This is a genomic window from Ensifer sp. VA4 (assembly GCF_055710065.1).
This window is the reverse complement of sequence record NZ_JBVQPO010000012.1, coordinates 134,782-152,092: the sequence shown is the minus strand read 5'-3', so window position 1 is coordinate 152,092 and position 17,311 is coordinate 134,782. Positions and strand designations below refer to the sequence as shown.

The 17,311-nt window shown below is 64.7% G+C and carries 14 protein-coding genes; 5 read left to right on the top strand and 9 right to left on the bottom strand.

The annotated features are described in order from the left end of the window. Window positions 1-77: 77 nt before the first annotated feature. Both AC0C6X_RS21595 and AC0C6X_RS21590 read right to left on the bottom strand, forming a co-directional pair. The gene (locus tag AC0C6X_RS21595) at window positions 78-3,215 is read right to left on the bottom strand and encodes an efflux RND transporter permease subunit (protein ID WP_472955044.1); all 3,138 of its coding nucleotides are present in this window, start codon (window positions 3,213-3,215) and stop codon (window positions 78-80) included. Next, window positions 3,212-4,393 carry an efflux RND transporter periplasmic adaptor subunit gene (locus tag AC0C6X_RS21590; protein WP_472955042.1) on the bottom strand — a complete coding sequence of 394 codons (1,182 nt, stop codon included), beginning with the start codon at window positions 4,391-4,393 and terminating at the stop codon, window positions 3,212-3,214. Before AC0C6X_RS21590 ends, AC0C6X_RS21595 begins: the two co-directional genes overlap by 4 nt. 308 nt (window positions 4,394-4,701) lie before the next feature. Between AC0C6X_RS21590 and AC0C6X_RS21585 the strand changes: the two genes are divergently transcribed. From AC0C6X_RS21585 to AC0C6X_RS21575, 3 genes are all read left to right on the top strand, one after another. Next, a complete protein-coding gene (locus AC0C6X_RS21585) occupies window positions 4,702-5,523 on the top strand; it encodes a cyclase family protein (protein WP_173517156.1) in 822 nt (273 codons plus the stop codon). 57 nt (window positions 5,524-5,580) lie between these two features. After that, window positions 5,581-5,988, top strand: coding sequence for a carboxymuconolactone decarboxylase family protein (locus AC0C6X_RS21580; RefSeq protein ID WP_247958365.1), 408 nt, complete (start codon window positions 5,581-5,583; stop codon window positions 5,986-5,988). A 188-nt stretch (window positions 5,989-6,176) separates the two neighbouring features. Beyond that, window positions 6,177-8,783, top strand: a complete 2,607-nt coding sequence (locus AC0C6X_RS21575; protein WP_472955192.1) for an ATP-dependent helicase — start codon at window positions 6,177-6,179, stop codon at window positions 8,781-8,783. Between the two features lie 55 nt (window positions 8,784-8,838). On the opposite strand, the gene AC0C6X_RS21570 is transcribed toward AC0C6X_RS21575, so the two are convergent. The 4 genes from AC0C6X_RS21570 to AC0C6X_RS21555 all read right to left on the bottom strand — a co-directional run bounded on the left by AC0C6X_RS21570 (window position 8,839) and on the right by AC0C6X_RS21555 (window position 11,477). Next, entirely contained in the window at window positions 8,839-9,180 is a 342-nt protein-coding gene (locus AC0C6X_RS21570; protein ID WP_472955040.1) for a hypothetical protein, read from the bottom strand. 319 nt (window positions 9,181-9,499) lie between these two features. Further along, on the bottom strand, window positions 9,500-9,961 hold the full coding sequence (locus AC0C6X_RS21565) for a GNAT family N-acetyltransferase (RefSeq protein WP_173517160.1): 462 nt from the start codon (window positions 9,959-9,961) through the stop codon (window positions 9,500-9,502). Window positions 9,962-10,002: 41 nt separating this feature from the next. Continuing rightward, complete coding sequence (locus AC0C6X_RS21560; RefSeq protein WP_247958368.1) at window positions 10,003-10,638, bottom strand: cysteine hydrolase family protein; 636 nt, start codon at window positions 10,636-10,638, stop codon at window positions 10,003-10,005. A 170-nt stretch (window positions 10,639-10,808) separates the two neighbouring features. After that, on the bottom strand, window positions 10,809-11,477 hold the full coding sequence (locus AC0C6X_RS21555; protein ID WP_472955038.1) for a phosphoribosyltransferase: 669 nt from the start codon (window positions 11,475-11,477) through the stop codon (window positions 10,809-10,811). A gap of 399 nt (window positions 11,478-11,876) precedes the next feature. Between AC0C6X_RS21555 and AC0C6X_RS21550 the strand changes: the two genes are divergently transcribed. Next, window positions 11,877-13,121, top strand: coding sequence for a GGDEF domain-containing protein (locus tag AC0C6X_RS21550; protein ID WP_173517163.1), 1,245 nt, complete (start codon window positions 11,877-11,879; stop codon window positions 13,119-13,121). 164 nt (window positions 13,122-13,285) lie between these two features. Then, the gene (locus tag AC0C6X_RS21545; RefSeq protein WP_472955036.1) at window positions 13,286-13,783 is read left to right on the top strand and encodes a CreA family protein; all 498 of its coding nucleotides are present in this window, start codon (window positions 13,286-13,288) and stop codon (window positions 13,781-13,783) included. Window positions 13,784-13,921: 138 nt separating this feature from the next. Here the strand turns inward: AC0C6X_RS21545 and AC0C6X_RS21540 are convergent, their stop codons facing one another. The 3 genes from AC0C6X_RS21540 to AC0C6X_RS21530 form a co-directional block, all read right to left on the bottom strand. Continuing rightward, window positions 13,922-14,221: a hypothetical protein gene (locus AC0C6X_RS21540; protein WP_173517165.1), complete on the bottom strand. Its 300-nt coding sequence runs from the start codon at window positions 14,219-14,221 to the stop codon at window positions 13,922-13,924. A gap of 346 nt (window positions 14,222-14,567) precedes the next feature. Continuing rightward, window positions 14,568-15,032, bottom strand: a complete 465-nt coding sequence (locus AC0C6X_RS21535) for a chemotaxis protein CheW (RefSeq protein ID WP_113540693.1) — start codon at window positions 15,030-15,032, stop codon at window positions 14,568-14,570. A gap of 2 nt (window positions 15,033-15,034) precedes the next feature. Next, a complete protein-coding gene (locus AC0C6X_RS21530) occupies window positions 15,035-17,137 on the bottom strand; it encodes a methyl-accepting chemotaxis protein (protein WP_472955032.1) in 2,103 nt (700 codons plus the stop codon). Window positions 17,138-17,311 lie beyond the last annotated feature (174 nt).

Here is a 17,311-nt window from a genome sequence, read left to right as displayed (position 1 = left end):
CGTTCGCTGGCCTCTACAGTCCCGCGCGTCCTATCGGACGCACAAGGTCGCCGTAGCACCTTGTATTTTGCAGTAGCTCAGTGCGCCTCGAGCGCCGCTGCAGCTTCCATTTCCTCATGCAGTTTCCGCTCCTCGTCCGCATGCGGCTTGGTGAAGCGGGCGATCACCAGGTAGGCGACCGGCGTCAGGTAGAGCGTGACGATCACCGCCAGCCCGAGCCCACCGACCAGCACCCAGCCGAGCGCGATGCGCGCTTCCGCGCCCGCGCCGCTCGCCAGCACCAGCGGCACCGCGCCGACGATGGTGGCGATCATCGTCATCATCACGGGGCGGAGGCGAATATTGGCGGCGTTCTCGATCGCCGAGCGCACGTCCTGGCCGCGATCGCGCAACTGGTTGGCAAATTCGACGATCAGGATGCCGTTCTTCGCCATGATGCCGACGAGCATGACCAGGCCGATCTGGCTGTAGATGTTCAGCGTGTTGCCGGTCATGATCATCGCGAAGACCGCGCAGGCGAGCCCAAGCGGCACCGTCGACATGATGATGAGGCCGCTGACGAAGCTTTCGAACTGCGCCGCCAGCACCAGGAAGATGATGACGAGGGCGAAGCCGAAGGTGACGAAGAGGCCATTGGCGTTTTCGTTGAGCGTCGCCGCTTCCGCGAGCGGCATGATGCGCGACCCCGGCGGCAAGAGCGGCTCGGCCATCTGCTCGACCATGGTCAGCGCCTCGCCGAGCGCCAGGTCCGATTTGAGGCCGGCCGAGAGCGACACGGCGCGAAGCTGCGATTCCCGCGAGAGCTGCGGCGCCACCGCCATTTCCTCGACGCTGGCGATCGTCGACATCGGCACGATCTTGCCGTCTCCGGCCTTCAGGAAGATGTTCTGCAGATCCGTCGGGTCGTTGACCGGATTGGTCGAGGATAAGAGCTTCACCGGATAGGATTCGCCATCGACATAGACGTCGACGACACTGTTTCCGTCGAGCATCGCCTGCAGCGCCCAGGCGAGGCCACCGATGTCGACGCCCATGTCGGAGGCGCGCTCGCGGTCGATGGTGATCGAGAGCTGCGCCTGGTTGGCCTCGTAATTGAGGCGGACGTTCTCGAAGCGGCCGCTGTCCTCCATCTGGCGCACCAGTTTCGCCGCCGCGTCGCCGAGCTTGTTGTAGTCATTGCCGACCAGCGCCACCTGCAGGCCGCTGCCGGCGCCGCGAATGCCGAGACTGTTCGGCTGCATGGCGAAGACGCGGACCGAGGGGATGCGCGCCGTCACCTTGTTGATGTCGGCGACGATCTCCTGCTGGGTGCGGTCACGCTTCTCCCAGGAGGCGAGCGTCAGCACCATGAAGCCGCTGTTGACCGAGCCGCCCTGGCCCGAGATCGAAAAGATGTTGTCGATCTCGCCGGATTTGACCAGCGGCTGCAGGCCGTCCTCGATGCGGCGCATCTGGGATTGTGCGTATTCGAGCGAGACGCCCTGCGGCGCGTTGATCCGCATCATCACCTGCGAGCGGTCCTCGCTCGGCGTCAGTTCCGATTTCAGCGTCAGGAAGCCGGCAGCACCCATGGCGGTGAAGAAGGCGGCAACGACGAAGACGATCAGCGGCGAGTTGAGGCAGGCGCGCAGCGTCACCCGGTAGAAACCGGCAGCGCGTGCCCCGAACCGCGCCATCGGCCCCGGCACCGTATGCGCTTCCTTCGTCAGCATGCGCGAGGCAAGCATCGGGCAGAGCGTCAGCGAGACGAAGGAGGAAAGCAGGATCGAGAAGGCCAGCACGAAGCCGAATTCACGGAAGAGACCGCCGGTCTGCCCCGGCAGGAAGGAGAGCGGCACGAAGACTGCGGCAAGCGTCGCCGTCGTCGCCAGCACCGCGAAGAACACCTCGAGCGTGCCGTGCACCGCAGCCGCCCGTGGGCCGAGCCCTTCGGCGCGCCGCCGCACGATGTTTTCGAGCACCACGATCGCGTCGTCGACGACGAGCCCCGTTGCCAGCACGATCGCCAGCAGCGTCAGGATGTTGATCGAGAAGCCGGCGAGATAGATCGCCGCCACCGTGCCGATCAGCGCGATCGGCATGCTGATCGTCGGGATCAGCGTCGCCCGCCAGTCGAGCAGGAACAGGTAGATGACCAGCGTCACGATGAAGACGGCGACAACCAGCGCAATCTCCACCTCGTGGATGGCGCCGTTGATGAAGACGGCATCGTCGCTGGTGATCCGGAACTGCGTGCCCTCGGGCAGGATCTCACTCTGGATCGTATCGACGACCTTGCGGACGCCCTCGGAGATATCGACGGTGTTCGACTGCGCCTGGCGGACGATGCCGAGTCCGATGCCCTGACGGCCGTTGGAGCGCAGCGCCGTCGTGCCCGTGTCCGGACCGAGGGTCACGGTGGCGACGTCGCGCAGCCGCACATTGTTGACGAGGATCAGGTTCTCGAACTGCTCCGGCGTCTGCAGGTCGGCGGTGGCGCGCACCGAGAGGTCCTGGCTGGCGCTGGTCAGCTTGCCGGCCGGCACGTCATAGGAGGCGTTGGCGAGCGCGGTCCTGAGGTTTGCCACCGTCACCCCGCGCCCGGCGAGCTTCGCCTGGTCGAGGTCGATGCGGAAGATCTTCTCCTGGTCGCCATAGACCGCGACGTCGGCAACGCCTTCCACCGCCGCCAGCCGGTCGCTGATTTCGTTTTCGACGAGCAGCGTCATGTCTTCCATGCTCATCGTGTCGGAGGTCAGCGCCAGTCGCATGATCGGCTGGCTGTCGGCGTCGGCCTTCACGATGCTCGGCTCGTCGACATCATCGGGCAACTGGTTGCGCACCCGGCCGAGCGCATCGCGAATGTCGTTGGCGGCCTGGCCGATATCGGTGGTGTCAGAGAACTGCAGCGTCACGCGGCTGCGGCCGAAGGTCGAGGTCGAGGAGATGTCGCGGATGCCCTGCACGCGCGAGACCGCCCCCTCGACGACCGACGTCACCTCGCGGTCCATGGTTTCCGGTGCCGCACCGTCGAGCGTCGTGGTCACCGAGATAACCGGCTGGTCGACCTGCGGCAATTCGCGGATCTCGATGCCGTTCCAGGCGGCAAGGCCGGCCACGACGATCAGGGTATTCACCACCAGCGCAAAGATCGGCCGGCGGATGAAAAGCGCGGTGAAGCCGGTCTTGCCGCGTTCGCGGGCGGACGCTTTGCTGTGCCCTTCGCCGCCGCTCACTTCGTTTCCTCCGCAACCTTCTGAGCGGCATCCTGCTTGCGCTCGCGGCCGGCGATGCGGACTTCGCCGCCATTGCGCAGGCGCTGCACGCCTTCGGTCACGATCTCGTCGCCCTCGGAAAGCGCGGCATCGACCAGCACCTTGTCCGGATTGCGCTGGATGATCTTCACCGGCACCTTCTCGCTCCTGTCGCCGACAACGCGCCAGATGTAGGAGCCTTCCGAGCTCCACTGGATCGCCAGCGGATCGACTGTCGGATAGGTGTCGCCGTCAAAGGCCATGGTGACGGAGAAGGACATGCCGGCCCGAAGCGTATCCTCGGGGTTTTCGAGCCGTGCGCGCACGCGCAGCGTCCGGCTTGCCTGGTCCAGCCGGTTGTCGATCGCGTGGATCGCGCCGTCGAGCTGATTGCCCGGCTGGGCGATGGCAAAGGCGGTGACCGGCTGGCCGACGGTGATCTTGTTGGCGAAGCGCTCCGGCACCCAGAAATCGACGAGGATCTCCGAGCGATCGTCGACAACGGCGATCGGCGTCGTCGTGGTGACGTAGTCGCCGACATTGACGGTGATGATGCCGACGACACCCTTGGAGGGAGCGACGATATCGCGGCGCTTGAGGTCAAGCTCGGCAGTCTTCAGCGCCAGTTCCGCCGCCTGCAGCGCGATTTCGGCATCGCGCACGTCGACCGCGGTCACCGCCCGCGCGGTGCTGAGATTGCGATAGCGTTCCATCTTTTCACGCGCGCTGTCGCGCGTCAGCCGCGCCTGGTCGGCGGCGATCTTCTGGTCGTCGCTGTCGAGCCGGGCAATCACCTGGCCCTCCGCTACCTTGTCGCCCGAGCGCACGAGGATTTCGGTGAGATTGCCGGTCGCCGTCGGCGTGACGCTGACGGAATGGATTGCCTCGCCGTTGCCGATGGCGTTCAGCCGGTCGTTGACGACAGCGGTTGCCGACGGGCGAACCATCACCAGGATCGCGCCGCCGCCCTGGCCGCGCCCGCCATTGCGTTCGCCACCCTGGCCGCCGCCCGTCTGTGGCTTGGACAGGGCATCGATTAGCGGATGAGAAACGCCGATGGCGGCGAGCGTTTCACCCGCGCCAGGCACGAACCGCACCCAGACGGCCACGCCCACGAGAAGCACAGCGGCGCTCACCGCAAGCTGTTTCCAAACCCGCATTCAAATCTCCAGATAAAGCAAAAAACACGCCCCAGCGCGGCACGTCCGGCGGTTCGTTCCGATTGCGCGGAGTATCCCTGTTCGCGCGCGTCGGGGCAATGACGGAATGGCATCATTACGCAATTGTAATAAAAGCGAATTTGGTGGCGGCATGATGACGCGCGAGTGGTCTCCACCGTGAAGCGCAATTTGCTGCATGAGCCGGCATTTACAGCGGCTTCGACTGCGCTATCCTGCAACCGCCGGCCGCTTTTTCCGAGCGGTTTCGCCCGCTGGTTTTTTCAGTTTCTTGAAGGGGAGCTAGAACGATGTGCGATGCCTGTGTGATGGAAACGGTGAAGGAGCGCATGCTCTCGCGCCGCAGCTTCTTCAAAGCCGCTGCCGTTGGAACCGCCGGCCTCGCCGCCGCGAGCACCGGCATTGCGCCCCCGGCCTTGGCGCAGGGACATGCAAGCGTCACCGATCTCACCCATGAACTGCATGAGGATTTCCCGACCTTCTTCGGCCAGCAGCAGTTCTTCCGCGAACAGAAGTTCAACTACGCCAAGGACAAGTTCAACCTGTTCGAACTGCGGGTGAACGAACATACGGGCACCCATGTCGACGCGCCCCTGCACTTTTCCGCCGACGGCCTTTCCGTCGCCGAACTGCCGGTGGAGAAGCTCGTCGTGCCGCTTTGCATCATCGATATCCGCGAAAAGGCATCCGGCGACGCAGACGCGCAGGTGACGCCCGACGATCTCAAGACCTGGATCGCCGCCAATGGCGAGATCCCGGAAAACGCCTGCGTCGCCATGCTCTCGGGCTGGGGCGCGCATGTGGGCACGGAGAAATTCCGCAATGCCGATGGCGGCGGCAAGCTGCATTTTCCCGGCTTTCACGTCGAGGCCGCGAAATATCTCATCGAAGAGAGCAAGGCCGCCGGCATCGCCGTCGATACGCTTTCGCTGGACCACGGCCCCTCGCCCGATTTCGCCACGCATTATGCCTGGCTGCCCGAGGGCCGCTGGGGCCTCGAGGCCGCCGCCAATCTCGACAAGCTGCCGGCGAAGGGCGCGACGCTCATCCTCGGTGCGCCGAAGCACCGCGGCGGCACCGGCGGCCCGGCGCGCGTCTTTGCCCTTGCCTGACCCCACTCATCAATCCGGCGGCGCAAGGCCGCCGGCAACCACCACGCAGGAAAGCCCATGAGCACCGTTACTCCGCCGAAGAACCCGGAAGAGAACCCGCGCGTCAAGGCGGTGTTCGACGATATCCGCGCCACGCGCAAATCCGATTTCATCAACAATATGTGGCTGTGGCTCGCCTTCGACCCGGATCTGCTGGAGCAGACCTGGCGCGACGTCAAGGCGGTGATGGCGGAACCTTCTGCGCTCGATCCGCTGGTAAAGGAGATGCTCTATATCGCCGTCTCCGTCACCAATGGCTGCGGCTACTGCGCCCATTCCCATACGGCCGCAGCGAAGGCGAAAGGCATGAGCGATGCCCAGCACGCGGACCTGCTCCGGGTGATCTCGCTCGCCGCCCGCACCAACCAGCTTGCCACCGCGCTCCAGGTGCCTGTTGATGCCGTCTTCGATAAAACGGCCGACTAAAAGGATGTCGCGCAAAAGTTTGCAGCGGTTTTGCGATAACGACATGCGAGAAACGAAACAGCGTCCGAGAATAAGCGGTCTCGAAATCGCCTGTCTTTCCACAGGCTTGGTGCGCCCGGCGCAGAAAACGGAATAAAAGAAGAACATCCTTTCTGGCCTTTCCCCACCGAATCACTACATTGAGCCGCATGATGAGTGGTTTCGACGACATTCCTTTCTTCGACGAGGAGCCGGCGCCGCGCAAGCAGCCGCCAGCCCCTGGAGGTATCCCGGCCACGGGCGGCATCGCCGCGCGCGCCATGGCGGCGCGTGATCGCGCCCAGCCGCGCCCGGATTATCTCTCAGGTCTCAATCCGGAACAGTCGGAAGCGGTCGAAACCCTTGATGGTCCGGTGCTCGTGCTCGCCGGTGCCGGCACCGGCAAGACCCGCGTGCTCACCACCCGCATTGCCCATATCCTTTCCACCGGCCGCGCCTTCCCCTCGCAGATCCTGGCCGTGACCTTCACCAACAAGGCGGCGCGCGAGATGAAGGAGCGTATCGGCGTGCTCGTTGGCCATGCGGTCGAAGGCATGCCCTGGCTCGGCACCTTCCACTCGATCGGCGTCAAGCTGCTCCGCCGCCACGCCGAGCTCGTTGGCCTGCGTTCCGATTTCACCATTCTCGACACCGACGACGTGGTGCGGCTGATCAAGCAGCTCATCCAGGCCGAAGGCATCGACGACAAGCGCTGGCCGGCCAAGCAATTCGCCGGCATGATCGACGGCTGGAAGAACAAGGGGCTCGATCCCGCCCAGATCCCCGAGGGTGACGCTCGCGCCTTTGCCAACGGCAAGGGCCGCGAGCTCTACGCCGCCTACCAGAACCGGCTGTTGACGCTGAACGCCTGCGACTTCGGCGACCTTCTCCTGCACCCGATCCGCATCTTCCGCATGCATGCGGATGTGCTGAAGGACTATCACGACAAGTTCCGCTATATCCTCGTCGACGAGTACCAGGACACCAACACGGCACAGTACATGTGGCTGCGGCTCTTGGCGCAGCGGCCAGGCCGCAAGCCGGTCTCCCCTGCGGGTTCCCCCTCATCCGGCCTGCCGGCCACCTTCTCCCCGCAAGACGGGGAGAAGGGACAAGCGGCACGCTCTACGGTCCCCCTCTCCCCGTCAGAACGGGGAGAGGGCCGGGGTGAGGGGCAATCCAGCGTCAACATCTGCTGCGTCGGCGACGACGACCAGTCGATCTATGGCTGGCGCGGCGCCGAGGTGGACAACATCCTGCGCTTCGAGAAGGATTTCCCGGGCGCCAAGGTCATCAAGCTCGAGCGCAACTATCGCTCGACCGAGCATATCCTCGGTGCCGCCGGTCACCTGATCGCCCACAATGAGGGCCGCCTTGGCAAGACGCTCTTCACCGACCGCACCAATCCGGATGACGAGAAGGTGCAGGTGCATGCAGCCTGGGATTCCGAAGAGGAAGCCCGCGCCGTCGGCGAGGAGATCGAGCAGCTTCAGCGTCAGAAGCACAATCTGAACGACATGGCGATCCTGGTGCGCGCCTCGTTCCAGATGCGCGAATTCGAAGACCGCTTCGTCACGCTCGGCCTCAACTACCGCGTCATCGGCGGTCCGCGCTTCTACGAGCGCCTCGAAATCCGCGACGCCATGGCCTATTTCCGCCTCGTCTGCCAGCCGGCCGACGACCTCGCCTTCGAGCGCATCATCAACACGCCGAAGCGCGGCCTGGGCGATACCACCGTGCGCACGCTGCACGACTATGCCCGCGCCCGCGATATCCCGATGCTCGCGGCGGCCTCCGAGATCATCGAGACCGACGAGCTGAAGCCGAAGGCGCGCAAGGCCCTCTTCGATGTCGTCACCGATTTTCGCCGCTGGCAGAGCCTGCTGGAAACGACTGTGCATACCGAGCTTGCCGAGCAGATCCTCGACGAGAGCGGCTACACCGCCATGTGGCAGGCCGACAAGACGGCCGAAGCCCCGGGACGGCTGGAAAACCTGAAGGAACTCATCCGCTCGATGGAAGCCTTCGAGTCGATGCGCGGCTTCCTCGAGCATGTCGCCCTCGTCATGGACGCCGAGCAGAACGAGAACCTCGACGCCGTCTCGATCATGACGCTGCACTCGGCCAAGGGTCTGGAGTTCGACACGGTCTTCCTGCCCGGCTGGGAGGAAGGCCTCTTCCCGCACCAGCGCGCGCTCGACGAAGGCGGCCGCGCCGGCCTGGAGGAAGAGCGCCGCCTCGCCTATGTCGGCATCACCCGCGCCAAGCACCGCTGCCACATCTGGTTCGTCTCCAACCGCCGCATACACGGCCTCTGGCAGTCAACCATGCCCTCGCGCTTCCTCGACGAGCTGCCGCTCGCCCATGTCGACGTGGCCGAGAACGAGCAGTCCTATGGCGGCTATGGCCGCGGCGGTTACGGCCAGTCGCGCTTCGACAAGGCCGATCCGTTCCAGAACTCCTACGCGACCCCCGGCTGGAAGCGCGCCCAGCAGCACCGCTCCGACGCCACCCGCGACAACTGGGGCACCCGCTCCGGCCACGCGGTCGAGCGCATCGGCTACGGCGAAAGCGGCCCGCGCGGCCGCACCATCGACGGCGAGCTGGTGGCGAAATCGACGACTGCCGAACCCTCCCGCTTCTCGGTCGGTGACCGCGTCTTCCACATGAAGTTCGGCAACGGCAACATCGCCGCGATCGAAGGCAACAAACTCACCATCGACTTCGACCGCGCCGGCCAGAAGCGCGTGCTGGATGGGTTTGTGGAGAAGGTGTGAGGCGGGCTCGGCCAGGGGCATGGCCCTTCACCACGCCAGCCGACCACCGGGTACCTCAATCGCGAGAGGCAAGACAGGGGTCGAGCACCACGTGCCTTTCGTCCTCGATCCGCATGGCGCCGCGAATTGTCGCCTGTTCGCCCACCTTCAAACCGTTGTCGGAATAGGTAACACACATCACCCGGATACCCGGGTCGGAGCAGATGGCGAGATACCAGAGCACCTGATCCGTCTCGACGAGGGTGAGCGGCCCGGTAGCCCAAAGGTCTACGCGCCCATCAGGTAGTTTGAAATCGCGGAGCGTTTCGGCAAGCTGTTCGCAGCTTGCGACCTCGGCCGGCGTCTCCTCCGCCCCGGCAAGGCCGCGCCGTCCGGTAAAGCCATCCTCTGCTGCCATCGCCGGCATAACCAGGCCCCCGACGAGTAGAATGATCGAGCAGAGGACAGAGGCTTTTTCGCGCAAGCTCCTGGCACCGCGAAGATGGATTGCAGAAGCGGCGCTACCTCGTCGTTCTTCGTTCATCGGGAGCCCCTCTTCGTTCCCAACGGCCGGAAGGGCACGTTGCGCGCTACGAAAGCCGGAAACTGACAGACCGGCAGTTGCACTTCAAACAACGAATTCAATGGCGAGGCATGAGAAAATTTCGCATCGGACTATACGCGTGGCGACGCAATCGAATCCTGCGGGCTCGGCAAACGATGGTCGTGCGAGGCCGTCAAACCGCCTTGCGATACACCAGAAACCCCGACTTCTCCGCCACCTTGTCATAGAGCGCCATCGCCGTCTCGTTGGTCTCGTGCGTCATCCAGTAGACGCGCGGCGCGCCGACGGCCCGTGCCGCCTCGTAGACACCTTCGATCAGCGCCCGGCCGACACCCTTGCCGCGCGCCTCGGCGTTGGTGAAGAGATCCTGCAGGTAGCAGTTCGGCTGGATCATCGTCGTGCTGCGGTGAAAGAGGTAATGGGTAAGCCCGATCAGCCGCCCCTCCCTCTCGGCCACCAGCGCATGCACAGGCTCATAGGCGTCGAAGAAGCGCGACCAGGTCATGGCGGTAATCGCGGGATCGAGCGCGGTTTCGCCGGAGCGACCGTAAAAGGCGTTGTAGCCGTCCCAGAGCGGCAGCCATTGGGGGTAGTCGGTCTTTTCAAGCGGGCGGATGTGAAGATTGTGGGTCATTATCGGTCCTGTGATCGATTGGATGGACGGGTATTGCCGCCCTAACGCTTGCTCATCGCTGATGTAATCGCCTGAACGTCGGTCATGATCGCATCGCCCATGAAGACGATGTTCTCCATCGAGCGTTCGCCCGCTTCGTGGTGCCCCGCCCCGCAGGCGTCGCGCACGACGATGGGCACGAGGCCGAGATCGGTGGCATGGCGCACGGTCGGGTCGATGCCGATCTCGGTGGCAATGCCGCAGATCGCAAAGGAGGTGAGCCCGAGATCGCGCAGGATCATGGCGAGCGGCGTGCCCTCGAAGGCCGAGAAGGTGATCTTGTCGAGGATCGCCTCGTCCTCGCGCGGCTGAAGCTCCGGCACGAGTTCGAAGCCCGGCGTGCCGCGCAGAAACCAGGGATGCACCGCATCCGGGTCATCCGTCCGCTGCCATGCCATCGCCTGGCGCATTTGGAAGGCGCCCATCAGCGGCTTCGGCATCGACAGGTGTCGCATGAAGATCACCGGAAAGCCGCCGGCCCGTGCCGCCTCCAGCACCTTCAGCACCTTTTCGGTGATTTCGGCGCCGTTTTTCATCTGCCTGGTGATGCCCACCTGCATGTCGTAAACGACCAGCGCCATGCGCTCAGGACGACAGAAATCCTCGAGCGTCTTTCCAATTTCCAGCTTCGCGGCCATTGCCTCTCCTCGGGGTCGCCTCCTCCGGCGCCCACTCCGCCAACATCTCGCGCCGGGAATGTGGCGCTTGAGGCCCGCCGTTGCAATATGGCCGAGTGCGCTTCATGCAACTATTCGGACGGGTTGCAGCAATTGCAACAACCGACCCGCCATGAGCTCCGGCGGCCGCTTCACCCCTCGTCCTCCCGCCGTGCCTTCTTCATCAAGGCGATCACCTCCTCGTCGCTCGTCTGCTCGAAGTCGTGATAGTGCAGGCCGACGGCGCGAAATGCGGAAGGGGTGGCGAGGCAGATGACGCGGTCGACCGACTTGCGGAGATCTGCGAGTTCGCCTTTCGGCGCCACCGGAACGGCAAGGATGAGGCGGCGTGGGTTTGCCCGGCGCAATGCCCTGATCGCCGCACGCACGGTGCCCCCGGTCGCAATCCCGTCGTCGACGAGGATCACGTCGCGATCCCTGGGCGAGATCGGTGCGCGATCGCCGAAATAGAGCGCGCGGCGCCGCAGGATTTCGGCACGCTGGCGCTCGGTTTCCGCCTCCACATAGCCCCTTGCCGGGCGCACGAGCCGCATCGCCTGACGGTTGAGAACCAATTCCGGCTCCTCGCCGTCGACCAGCGCGCCGAGCCCGAATTCCTCGTGCCCGGGCGCGCCGATCTTGCGCACGATCAGGACGTCGAGCGGTGCGCCGATGCGACTTGCGATCTCATAGGCGACCGGCACGCCGCCCCGCGGCAGCGCCATCACCAGCGGATCGGTAAGCGTCTCGTCTGCGATCGCCTCGGCGAGCTGCCGTCCGGCATCCGCCCTGTTCTCGAAGAGCCATGTTCCCTTAAACACCTCATCTCTCCCAGGTTCGCCGTCGCCGCGGTGGATCCGGTCCACCGCCCGCGGAGGGATTGGCCCGCAGACACGGAATGAGGAAGGGCCCGGTCGGGTTCCGCCCACCTCCAGCGTTTCCGTCAGCCCGGCCTTTCCGTCGCTTCGCGTGGCCCGTGCGCCGGCCGGAGGAAATCTTTGCATCCATCCATCTGGCGCGGCCCGAAGACCCCGCACAATCCACCATCTGCCGGTTGCCCGAGCGCTGATGTGAACAACCGTGCCAATACCGGCCAATCGGTAAAATTGCATCGGAATTCGCCGGCTTTCGTTAAGGCGCCCTCGCTACCAATTGGCCTTGCATATCTGGCTGAGACGCAAGCCGCCTTTGTTGATTTTAGCACGACAGGCCGTTTCGAAATGAGCTTTCTCCCTGCCATATCGATCATCGCCCTCCTGGCGATGCTCCCGGTCCTGATTTCGCTGCGGGCCTCGATGGTCGAGGGCGGCACGGACTTCGCCGCGGCGAGTGCGGTGGCAAGCATCTCGACCGTGTTCATGATGCTCTCCGAGTTTCCGGCACTCCAGCAGCTGTCCGTGATCGGCCTCGTGTTCCTGGCCGGCGCCTGCCTCTTCGTGCTTTCCGGCTTTCACCGCGCGCTCGGCGTTCACAGACGCACTTCGACGTCCCTTGTCGCGGCTGCGTCGATGGCGTTCGTCGCGCTGTCTACTGCCGCATTCGGCGCGCAGAGCACGACCTTGCATGCCCTTTCCGTCATCGGCATCGCCGCCGCCTTCGTGCTGATCATCGCCGTCTGCTCGCAGCACCGGCGCCAGGCACCGGGGCCGGTGGAGCGGCTCTGCGTCATCGCCTGCGCGGCCACCGGCTGCTCGACCCTGCTTGCAGTCGTCGTGCTCTCGCCCGCCGCCCACGCGGCCGCAGCGGTCCCGCCTGCACCCGCCGGCTGGGATTTCGCCTGTGCCGTCATGCGCTACTTCTATCTGCCGGTGCTGTTCCTGGGCGTGATCCTGATGATCCAGAACCGGGTGATCACCGATCTCAAGACGGCGATCGCGCGCGACGAGCTGACGGGGGTTCTGTCACGGCGCGCCCTGCTCGATCTTGGCCAGCGCGCCTTGACCGCCAGCCTTGCACGGCAACAGCCGCTGTCCTTCCTGCTGCTCGATCTCGATTACTTCAAGAAGATCAACGATCGCTATGGCCACGCGGTCGGCGATGCCGCCCTCGGCCACTTCGCCGGCACCGTCGCCACCTGTCTCACCGGCCGCGGCATGCTGGGGCGCATCGGCGGCGAAGAATTCGGCATTGTGCTGCCCAACCACACGGAAGATGCGGCCTTTACGCTCGCCGAGGAGATCGGCCGCGTGGTGCGCGACACGCCGATCGGCCGCTTCGATCGGCCGATCCGGCTGACGGTGAGCATCGGCCTCGCCGAAGCCGTTCCCGGCGACACGATCAGCGACATCATGATCCGCGCCGACATGGCGCTCTACGACGCCAAGGCCGACGGGCGCGACCGCTGCACGATCGCCGGCCGCTTCCAGCCCGACGCAAGCGCGCGGGCGCTCGCGGCCGCAGCCGCGCAACTGCGCGCCGCCGACAGCAGAAGCTTCGAGCCGAGGCTGCTGCGCGATACCGGCTGACCGGCAGGACAATCGTCTTGTAAAGCCGCGTCCCGAACCTATGTGAGCTTGGCCAAGTGCATGTCCCGTTGAACTCGACCGGTTCATGGAGGAACGTGCAGCCAGTCAAAAACGCCACGGCGGTCTCGCGTCTCAATGACGTGCGCCGCTGCAGGAGGACATCCATGTCGCGTACTGTTCGCGCTCTTTTCGTTGCCGGTCTCGCCGCCTTTACAGCGACCGCCCTGCCCGTCCACGCCGAAACGGTCGGCGAGGTCGGCGTCGACTGGCTCGGAAACGACATCATGATCGATGCCGTCACCGATCCGAAGATCAAGGGCGTCACCTGCCACGTCACCTATTTCGACCGCAGCGTCATCGACCGGCTGAAGAACGGCAACTGGTTCGAGGACCCGTCGAACAATTCCATCGCCTGCCGCCAGACCGGCCCGATCGAGATCGGCGACATCGATCTTTCAAAGGACGGCGAGGAAGTGTTTCGCGCCGGGCTGTCGCTTGTCTGGAAGAACCTGCTGGTCACACGGATTTACGATCGCAAGAACGATACGCTGATCTATCTTGCGCATTCGCGTGAGTTGACCGACGGCTCGGCGAAGATGTCGATCACCACCATTCCGCTCTACGGCCAGACGGTGACCTGGACGAACGGCCGGCCCGAGTGAAGCATCGCGCGTGACGCGAGGACTCCAAAGCGCGCCCGGGCAAAGCCAGCCCCGGGGTATCTCATGTCGTCAAAGTGGGAAGCGCCCGCCCCTCCGCGGACGCTTCCGGAGCCTACTGCATAACGCGCGGCGCTGTAGTCAGTGTGCCCCTGTCGGCGGGACGATGCCCTGATAATAGTCGCCGTCGCCACCCTGATAGCCACCGAACGGAGCCCGTTCGCGATAGACGGGAGCAGGCGCCGCGTCTCTGACGATGCTGCCGGTCGACATCGTGTCAACCGGCGCTGTGGATCGGTTCATCAGCGGCATGACCTTCATGCGGTTCTGTGTTCCGGGAGGATTGTTCGGGTCAATGCCCTGATAATAGCTGTCGGCCAGCGCCGGTCCAGCGACCAGCATGCTTACGGAGAGCGCTGCAATGAGTTTCCTTACAAACATAGGTCCAACTCCTGTTTGACGATAGATACCCGGCCTCCGATCGGGCACCCTGCAACACCGGTAAGTTAGTACAAGTATTCCGGCTCGCCACATGACGTTTTGTCACAATGGTCTCGCCCAGGCGTGAAAATCATTGCGGAAGTTTAACTTGACCGAAGGGTTCAACTGCCCGGCGAGAGCAGTTCCGGCCGGCCTCGAAACGAGGCCCTGCGTCCAGAACGGCGTATTTTCAGGAACTTAGAGCATTTCCCAGCTTCACGAAACAGCAGAGAACAATCCTGCCGGAACGCCGAACGCCCCGGTGACAGTCCCACCGGGGCGTTTGGTAAGCGTGCGTCGATTGGTCTTAGGCGGCCTGGGCCAGTTCGTCGGCAATGACCGTATCGAGGTTGAGGAAGCAGACCATCGTCTTTTCCAGCGCGACGATGCCGCGGCAGAAGGCGCGCTGCGCTTCCGGAATGATCTCCGGCGCCGGTTGCAGCGCTTCGCTCTTGATCGTCATCATGTCGGAGACCTGCTCGACCAGCAGGCCGACGAGCTTGCCGGCAATGTCGGTGACGATGATTGCCGAGCGCTCCGACGGCTCGGTCATCTTCATGCCGAGGCGGGCAGCCATGTCGATGACCGGGATCACCGCACCGCGCAGGTTGATGAGGCCGAGCACGTAGGGCGGCGTGTGCGGCATCGGCGTCACCGGTGCCCAGCCGCGGATTTCGCGGATCGCCATGATGTCGATGCAGAATTCCTGGTCGCCGAGATGGAACGACACGATTTCGAGATAGGCACCGGACTGCTTGATTGCGTTGGTCATGATCAGAATTCTTCCCAGTTTTCACCGGAGGCCGTAATGGACGGCACGGAGCCCGGTTTGTTGCCGAATGCGCCCGCCAGCTTGCCCATCAGGGCCTTCGCGGGAGATGGAGTTGGAAACGAGGCCATTTTGGCCGAGCCGATCTTGCGCAGCGGCACCGGCTCGCCGGTACCCTTGGCGGCCGTCCGCTGAGCGGTCGGGGCCGAAGGTGTTTTCGTCTGCACCGGAGCAACGGCCGCCCTTGCCGCTGGCGCCACCGGCGCCGGCGCCGACGTCGGCATGGCGCGCTGCATCGTGTGGCCCTCGCGGAACTGGCCGACGAGGCCGGTCAGGCGCTCGGCGTCCTGCGCCAGCGTGTGGCTCGACGCATTGGTCTGCTCGACCATGGCGGCATTCTGCTGCGTCATCTGATCGAGTTGGCCGACGGCGGTGCTGATCTCGTTGAGGCCGGTCGACTGTTCGCGCGCGGCCATGACGATCGAGGTCATGTGTTCGTTGATGCGCGCCACGTCGGCGCCGATCCGGCCGAGCGCCTCGCCGGTCGCCTGGACGAGCTTGACGCCGCTGCCGACCTCGTTGCCCGAGCGGCTGACCAGCGCCTTGATGTCCTTGGCGGCGCCGGCGGCGCGCTGCGCCAGTTCGCGCACCTCCTGCGCCACGACCGCAAAGCCCTTGCCGGCTTCACCGGCACGCGCCGCCTCGACGCCGGCATTCAGCGCCAGGAGATTGGTCTGGAAGGCGATCTCGTCGATGACGTTGATGATCTTGCCGATTTCGTTCGAGGCACTTTCGATGCGCGCCATGGCGGCGATCGCCTCGCCGACGATGCGACCGGATTCCTCCGCATTGGTGCGCGTCTCGCCGACCATGCGGCTTGCCTCTTCGGCGCGCTGGGTTGCGGTGCGAACCGTGACGGTGATTTCATCGAGCGCTGCCGAGGTCTGCTCCAGCGAGGCGGCCTGCCGTTCGGTGCGGCGGGCCAGATCGTCGGCGGCCGAACGCATCTGGCGACCGTTCGATTCGATCGAAAGCGCATTCTCCTTGACGCTCGAAAGCGTCACGCGCAGCCGCTCGACCGTCTGGTTGAAGTTCTGGCGAAGCTGGTCGAGATTGCCGTCGAATGGCCGATCGATGGCAACGGCAAGGTCGCCGTCGGCAAGCTGGGTCAAGGCGCGGCCGAGGCTGTCGATCGCCGTCTGGATGCGACGCACCGCCTCCTCGCGCTCGTTCTGCTGCTGCTCGCGTTCCTTCTCGATTTCGCGCCGGCTGAGTGCAGCACTCTGCTCCAGCGACTGCTTCTCGATGGCCGAAAGCCGGAAAAGATCGACAGAGCGCGCCATGGCGCCGATTTCGTCGCCGCGGTCGAGCGCCTCGACCTTGGTTGCCAGGTCACCATTCTGGACCCGCTGCATGGCATTGCGCAGGCCAAGGATGCCGGTGCGCAGCGTGCTGCCGTGGAACCAGAGAAGATAAAGCAATGTGGCCATTGCGAGCAGTCCCGCGGCCACCTGAAGCTGGAATGCCCGGTCGGAGGCGGCACGCGCCTCGGCAACGCGCGTCTGTACCAGCCCGCTTGCCGCTTCGGAGAGCGACGCCAGCGCCGTGGCGACCCGTTCGCCGGCGCCATCGATCGCGTCGTCGATCCTGCCGAAGTCGTCGACGGAAGCCTTGCCTTCGATCAGCGTCTTCAGCTCGGTGCCGATCGCCTTGCGCAGTTCCGCGACATCCGCATCGAAGGTCGAAAGCGCGTCACTCCGACCGAGCAGCCCGGCAAGCGCCTTGATGTCGGCCGATTTCGCTTCGAGCAGCTTCAGGATCCCGGCAATGCTGGCGGCGCGCGCCGGCTGGATCGCGCCCTCTTCCCGGTCGATGATGCTATCCATCGCGTTGAGCACGAGATTGGTCGTCGCCAGCCGGACCTCATCGACGGTCGTCAGCCCATTCTGTGCTGCGACCGCGCCCTGCAAGGCGTCGTTGGCTTGGCTGCCCTGGTACCAGCCAACCCCGAGCACGGAGCCAAAGCCGACGATGGCGGCGCCGGCAAGTGTTGCCAGCCGCTGGCTCACGGAAAGATTGCGCTTCAGGGAAGGAGATGTGGCAGTCATAGGGAGTCCATGGTCACGGATGCGCTTGGAAGCGCATCCTCCTACGATCGATACGGAAAACCGGGGCCGAGAAAATCGGCTGACCTCATGTCATATCGGAGCACGAACGCTCCTCCCGCGTGGAAAAAACACTGGCAAACAGACCTTAAACATTCGCTAAGGCAGGCCGCCGCT

Coding starts and splice junctions, on each gene's coding strand:
- AC0C6X_RS21550 (WP_173517163.1), top strand. CDS start 11,877: ATGAGCTTTCTCCCTGCCATATCGATCATCGCCCTCCTGGCGATGCTC.
- AC0C6X_RS21585 (WP_173517156.1), top strand. CDS start 4,702: ATGTGCGATGCCTGTGTGATGGAAACGGTGAAGGAGCGCATGCTCTCG.
- AC0C6X_RS21570 (WP_472955040.1), bottom strand. CDS start 9,180: ATGGCAGCAGAGGATGGCTTTACCGGACGGCGCGGCCTTGCCGGGGCG.
- AC0C6X_RS21575 (WP_472955192.1), top strand. CDS start 6,177: ATGATGAGTGGTTTCGACGACATTCCTTTCTTCGACGAGGAGCCGGCG.
- AC0C6X_RS21540 (WP_173517165.1), bottom strand. CDS start 14,221: ATGTTTGTAAGGAAACTCATTGCAGCGCTCTCCGTAAGCATGCTGGTC.
- AC0C6X_RS21565 (WP_173517160.1), bottom strand. CDS start 9,961: ATGACCCACAATCTTCACATCCGCCCGCTTGAAAAGACCGACTACCCC.
- AC0C6X_RS21590 (WP_472955042.1), bottom strand. CDS start 4,393: ATGCGGGTTTGGAAACAGCTTGCGGTGAGCGCCGCTGTGCTTCTCGTG.
- AC0C6X_RS21545 (WP_472955036.1), top strand. CDS start 13,286: ATGTCGCGTACTGTTCGCGCTCTTTTCGTTGCCGGTCTCGCCGCCTTT.
- AC0C6X_RS21535 (WP_113540693.1), bottom strand. CDS start 15,032: ATGACCAACGCAATCAAGCAGTCCGGTGCCTATCTCGAAATCGTGTCG.
- AC0C6X_RS21560 (WP_247958368.1), bottom strand. CDS start 10,638: ATGGCCGCGAAGCTGGAAATTGGAAAGACGCTCGAGGATTTCTGTCGT.
- AC0C6X_RS21530 (WP_472955032.1), bottom strand. CDS start 17,137: ATGACTGCCACATCTCCTTCCCTGAAGCGCAATCTTTCCGTGAGCCAG.
- AC0C6X_RS21580 (WP_247958365.1), top strand. CDS start 5,581: ATGAGCACCGTTACTCCGCCGAAGAACCCGGAAGAGAACCCGCGCGTC.